Genomic DNA, 5,666 nt, shown 5'->3' with positions numbered 1-5,666 from the left:
TCCTCATGCCGCAAAACAGCAAGTTTTGCCACCGCTCACCCTCCGACGTCACGCCCCACGCGTGGCGCCACAATGCACCCTACCCATCAAGAAAATCTTGCCACCGGGCAGAAAACCCCTCGAATTTGAAATGTCTCGTCGCTATGTCAGGCGGAACCAATTGCGAGGCGAGGGACATGGATCACGCGAAACCGCTGCCCAGCTACCTGGTGCAACGCTATCATGGCTGGAAGGCCACGACCTGGCAGGAAAACCAGTCATGGTACCGGCGACTGGCCGAAGAGGGCCAGCGCCCGCGCGCCATGGTTATCTCCTGCTGTGACAGCCGGGTCCATGTCACCTCGATCTTCGGCGCCGATCAGGGCGAGTTTTTCATCCACCGCAATGTCGCCAATCTGGTACCACCTTATGAGCCCGATGGAGAGCCGCACGGCACATCGGCGGCGCTGGAATTCGCGGTGACCGCGCTGAAGGTAGCGCATGTGATCATCGTCGGTCATTCCTATTGCGGCGGGGTCAAGGGCTGCCATGACATGTGTTCGGGCAATGCCCCGGCACTGGAGGAAAAGACGAGCTTTGTCGGGCGCTGGATGGACATCCTGCGCCCGGGCTATGAGCGGATCAAGGACCTGCCCGAGGCCGAGCGTCTGACGGCGCTGGAAAAGCAGGCGGTTCTGGTCAGCCTTGAAAATCTCATGACCTTTCCCTTTGTCCGGTCTGCTGTCGAGGCGGGCGAGATCAGCCTGCACGGTCTCTGGAACGACATCGGCGAAGGCGGGTTGGAGCAGTTCGATCCGGCGAGCGGGCGTTTCCTCGCGATCTGACGAAAGGATCGGCGGCAATTATGTTTCAACCCGACCGCCGGTTGGCACTTGTCTCCGGCACTGGTCCGACTATCTACGCCCGAATGTGACAGGGGACGGTGACATTGGACGCGATACTTTCGGTCATGGGACAGAACCTCTTGTCCCCGATCATCCTGAGCTTTGCGCTTGGCCTGGCCGCCGCACTGGCGCGATCGAGCCTTTCGGTGCCCGAGGCCGCCGCCAAAGCGTTGTCGATCTACCTGCTTTTCGCCATCGGCTTCAAAGGCGGCGTCAGTGTCGCCGCGCATGGGCTGGATGCACGGCTTGGTCTTGCCCTTGTGGCCGGGATCGCCCTCAGCTTCGCCATCCCGCTTGTGGCCTTCGCCCTGCTGCGTGCGCTGACCCAGATGTCGCGCATCGATGCCGCTGCGGTCGCGGGGCATTACGGCTCCATCTCAATTGTCACCTTCGTCTCGGCGACCGCGATCCTGACCAGCCGGGGCATGGATTATGAGGGCTATATGGTCGCCGTTGCCGCCGCGATGGAGGCCCCCGCCATTGTCGCGGCGCTCTGGCTTGCCGCGCGCGGCGGCTCGGGCGTGAAGATGGATGCGGAGCTTTGGCGCGAAGTGCTGCTGAACGGCTCGATCGTGCTTCTGATCGGCGCTTTCCTGATCGGCGCCATCACCGGCGAACGCGGCATGGCCGAAATCGAAAGCTTCATCGTCTCGCCCTTCAAGGGGGTTCTTTGCCTCTTCTTGCTGGATATGGGGCTGGTCGCGGGGCGAGGTCTGAAGCAGTCGCGCGGGCTTCTCTCGACCGGTGCCGTCATTTTTGCGGGCCTCATGCCAATGATCGGTGCGGCCATGGCCCTGCCCGTCGCCATGATGCTGGGCTTTTCCACCGGCGGCACCGCACTCTTCATGACGCTTGCCGCCTCTGCGTCCTACATCGCCGTGCCGGCAGCAATGCGGGTGGCCCTGCCCGAGGCCAATCCGGCAATCTACCTGACGCTGTCTCTGGGCATCACCTTCCCCTTCAACCTCGCACTCGGCATCCCGCTTTACGTGGCTGTGGCCGGGTACATGACCGGAGGCTGACCATGCAGACCCATAACGCAAAACGCGTTGAAATCATTATCGAAGCCCCGCTTGAGCACCGTCTGACCGACGCCATTGTCGCGGCGGGGGTCACCGGGTTCACGATCCTGCCGGTGCTCGGCGGGTCCGGCCGGTCCGGTCAGTGGAGCCGCGATGGCCAGGTCTCGGTTGCGGGCGGCATGGTTGCGGTAGTCTGCATCGTGCGGCCCGAGCGTGTGGACCACCTGCTCGATGCCGCCTTCAAGGTGGTGGAGCGCCATATCGGCGTCGTCTCGGTCACCGATTGCCAGGTGCTCAGGGCCGAGCGGTTCTGACCGCTTGCAGCGCTCAACCTTCTGTTAACCAGATTCGGTGAAGCTGGATGCATGACACATATGCAGTCCATATCCGTCGATCTTCCCGACGATGTCCTCGCCGCCCTCGGCAATGCCGCCGACGCGGCAGGTTGCAGGCCCTCGGACTATCTCAACGCCGTCCTGCGGGTGGTTCTGTCGGAGGTACCCGCCCGGTCGGACGGGCAAGAGGAGCTGATCCGTCAGGCGATCCACCACTCCGCCGACTGGCTGGACCTGCAACGGCGCCTCAGAGCCCGGGGATATGTCCTGCGGCGCGCGGCCGGGGGCGGTCTTGCCATCCATACATGGCCGCGCGACCGGGCGATCCTGAGTATCGAGGATCTGGGCTATAGTCTGGCCGGGCTTGTCCTCAAATTTGGCGCGACATTCCCGGGCGATTTCAGCGGTGCAAGGCGGGCGCGGCTGGCCCCGCCACCCTCTGCGGCCTGACCCCGCCATTCCCCGTCGGTGCTCCGGATCGTGCATAGAGAATGCCTGCGACTGTGCTATGATCGGGGCACGGCAACAGGAGGCCTGCGCCATGATCCCGACAATCCGGCTGACACATATCCTCGCTCTCGCGCTTACAATCACTCTCGCGGCTCCGTCCCTTGCTCTGGCCGCAGGCAGCAACGACAACAGCAGCAGCGCCGCCGCAGCGCCGTCAGGGATGGACGCCGCACAGGCCGCTGTCGATGCGGGCCAGTACCCCGAAGCGCTGAAAATGCTGGCAGCCGTCGTGAAGCAAGAGCCGCGCAATGCCGATGCGCTGAACCTGATGGGCTATTCCAACCGCAAGATGAACCGGCTGAGCGAGGCCGCGCGTTATTACGACGCCGCACTCAAGGTGAACCCGAAACATATCGGCGCGCTGGAATATCAGGGCGAAATGTTTGTTGAGACCGGCGACTACGACCGCGCCCGGCAGAACCTGAAACTGATCGGCGCGATCTGCGGCGCCTGCGAAGAGGCCATCGACCTCCGCGCCGCGCTGGACGCGAAGGGGCAGAGCTGACACTACCCCTTCGAAAGTCTTTAGCGCAGGACCATGCCTGACGGCCAGGACAGGTTCTGCTCCAGTCGTATCTCGCGCGCCTCGCCGGCCGGAACGCTGATATCCCAGCGCAGGACCCCGCGCCTGCCGTCTTCGCCTTCGACGGTGACCCGCGGCTCGGCCGTGTAGGTGACCTTAAGGTCGTCCTGTTCCGAGTATGGCACCTGATCATAGAGCCGAACCGGCCATTCCCTGTCGGTGAGGTTGCGAACCTCTATCACGGCCACTTCCTCAAGCGCGTTCGATCCGCTCAGGAACCCCCGGTCACCCGCACTGCGATCTGGTACGGTGCGCGTGAGTTTCAGCCCATCGATCGCGCCAAAGCCAACATCCACTTCATCCCCTGCTGCGACGAGCGGTATAGATCCTGTCCCCCTCAAGGCACCGTCGACATGGAAGATCGCCGTACCCGGCAGGATGATTTCACCCGTATTGTTGGTGATCCCCGCCATCAGGTAGCCGGTTTCGTGGATTTGCGGGACGGCCTTGGCAAATAGCTCGGGGACCAGCGCCAACCGGTCTAGGCCGATGCGGACGTCATCGGCTCCTGTGCGCAGATCGACAGGGTGCGGATAGTGATAGGTCACCGTATCGCCCACCCGTTGCAGCTCGGCGGCCGAGACGTATCTGGACGAAGCCTCCATGACCGGTTCCTCCATCACGATGGCGAAGTCGGCAAGCGACTCCGATTCGGCCACATCAACCGACCTCAATTTGCGTCGTTCCTCTTCGCTTTCCATGGCGACCAGACGCGGCCACAGATCGCGGGGCGATGTTTCATCTGCGGCCCGCGCGGTGGAAAGGGTCAGATCGACACCGGTCCAGTCTTCGCCACTGCTCTGCGACACCATCGCCCCCCGGTCTATCCTCAGATCAGGTGTATCGCCGAGGGACAGAAACATATCATAGGCCGGAAACCAGCTTCCTGCTTCGGTGTAGGTCGTAAGATCAATGCTCGTCTCGCCATCCGTCTCCTTAAAGACGGTGATGGTCAGGACCGTACCAACATCCTCGCCCGACGTGAGCGCGGCGAGCGTCTGACGGGCATCGTCCAACGCTTCGCTATCATCCTCGCGCGCCCTTTCGGCGGCGCGGACTTCCGTGGCCGCCATTATTGCGGCTTGCCGCGCCGATGCCACCTCGGCCCCGATCATCTCTGCCGTTGCCCGCATGTCTTCAGCCGTCGGCGCAGCACCTTCGCCCATGCCCAGCCTCGTCAGATAGGCGATCTGTGCTTCTGACGCCTCGGTCCGAAGCCGGATCGCCGCGATGGCATCGTCGCGCAGGGCGACCACCTCTTCCAGCCGCTCCACCTCCGCCTCGGCGGCCAGAACCGCATCCGATTTACCGTCGCCAGTCACGGGCAAACGGTCACGTGCAAGGCTGCTGGTCCCGATGATGACCCCCTCGGGCGCGGCAAGCCTGACCGCATCGATATAGAGGTCTTCCGGCAGGCCGGGGATGATGATCCGGTGTTCACCGGCTGACGCCGAGAAGGCCACATTGCGTTCGACCCGCGCACCTTGGGGAAAGAGCGTGACCGACCGGGGTGGGGCCGAGACTTCGAAAGTCTCGGCGGTTGCCACCGCAGGAAGAAACATCAGGGGAATAAGGAAAAGTCGCATGGTCTACCTCGGCTGATTGCCGCACAACACTCGGTTGTGTCCCCCCAAAAGACAAGGGGCACCCCTATGGATGCCCCTCGCCAGAAAATGGATGTGGTTTCAGCCCTTCTTCAGGCAGCGATTGCCCAGGGTCTCGGCGATCTGCACGGCGTTCAGTGCGGCACCTTTTCTCAGGTTGTCGGACACGCACCAGAGGTTCAGCCCGTTCTCGATCGTGCTGTCCTGGCGGATACGGCTGATGAAGGTGGCGTAGTCGCCGACGCATTCGACCGGGGTGACGTAGCCGCCATCCTCGCGCTTGTCGACGACCATGATGCCCGGCGCCTCGCGCAGGATGTCGCGGGCCTCGTCTTCGTCGAGAAAGTCCTCAAACTCGATATTCACCGCCTCGGAATGGCCGACAAAGACCGGGACGCGCACACAGGTCGCGGTGACCTTGATCGATTTATCAAGGATCTTCTTGGTCTCGGCGACCATCTTCCATTCTTCCTTGGTCTCGCCCGAGTCCAGGAAAACGTCGATATGCGGGATGACGTTGAAGGCGATCTGCTTGGTGAACTTCGAAGGCGGCACATCCTTGACCGGGTTGTAGACCGCCTTGGTCTGGTCCCAGAGCTCGTCGATGCCCGCCTTGCCGGCGCCCGAGACCGACTGGTAGGTCGAGACCACCACCCGCTTGATCCGGGCGCGGTCGTGCAGCGGCTTGAGCGCCACCACCATCTGCGCGGTCGAGCAGTTGGGGTTGG

Annotated in this window: 7 protein-coding genes; 5 read left to right on the top strand and 2 right to left on the bottom strand. The window is 63.0% G+C overall.

Annotated elements, in window-relative coordinates; translation table 11 throughout:
* The first annotated feature begins 176 nt into the window (after positions 1-176).
* From WBB85_RS06225 to WBB85_RS06205, 5 genes are all read left to right on the top strand, one after another.
* Positions 177-824, top strand: coding sequence for a carbonic anhydrase (locus WBB85_RS06225; protein WP_432637764.1), 648 nt, complete (start codon positions 177-179; stop codon positions 822-824).
* Between the two features lie 104 nt (positions 825-928).
* Entirely contained in the window at positions 929-1,906 is a 978-nt protein-coding gene (locus tag WBB85_RS06220; protein ID WP_432637763.1) for a sodium-dependent bicarbonate transport family permease, read from the top strand.
* Between the two features lie 2 nt (positions 1,907-1,908).
* Positions 1,909-2,220: a DUF3240 family protein gene (locus WBB85_RS06215; RefSeq protein WP_432637762.1), complete on the top strand. Its 312-nt coding sequence runs from the start codon at positions 1,909-1,911 to the stop codon at positions 2,218-2,220.
* Positions 2,221-2,271: 51 nt separating this feature from the next.
* Positions 2,272-2,691 (top strand): hypothetical protein, encoded by a 420-nt coding sequence (locus WBB85_RS06210; protein ID WP_432637761.1) that lies wholly within the window; start codon positions 2,272-2,274, stop codon positions 2,689-2,691.
* 91 nt (positions 2,692-2,782) lie between these two features.
* On the top strand, positions 2,783-3,256 hold the full coding sequence (locus WBB85_RS06205) for a tetratricopeptide repeat protein (protein WP_432637760.1): 474 nt from the start codon (positions 2,783-2,785) through the stop codon (positions 3,254-3,256).
* A gap of 20 nt (positions 3,257-3,276) precedes the next feature.
* On the opposite strand, the gene WBB85_RS06200 is transcribed toward WBB85_RS06205, so the two are convergent.
* Together WBB85_RS06200 and WBB85_RS06195 are read right to left on the bottom strand one after the other, a co-directional pair.
* Positions 3,277-4,920: a DUF4139 domain-containing protein gene (locus WBB85_RS06200; RefSeq protein ID WP_432637759.1), complete on the bottom strand. Its 1,644-nt coding sequence runs from the start codon at positions 4,918-4,920 to the stop codon at positions 3,277-3,279.
* 99 nt (positions 4,921-5,019) lie between these two features.
* Positions 5,020-5,666 (bottom strand): aspartate-semialdehyde dehydrogenase (locus WBB85_RS06195; protein ID WP_432637758.1); only part of this gene is annotated, 647 nt, incomplete at its 5' end.

It is taken from the genome of Albidovulum sp. (assembly GCF_049646345.1).
Lineage (GTDB): Bacteria > Pseudomonadota > Alphaproteobacteria > Rhodobacterales > Rhodobacteraceae > Albidovulum.
The sequence above is the reverse complement of the archived record's forward strand: the minus strand, read 5'-3'. Positions and strand labels throughout refer to the sequence as shown.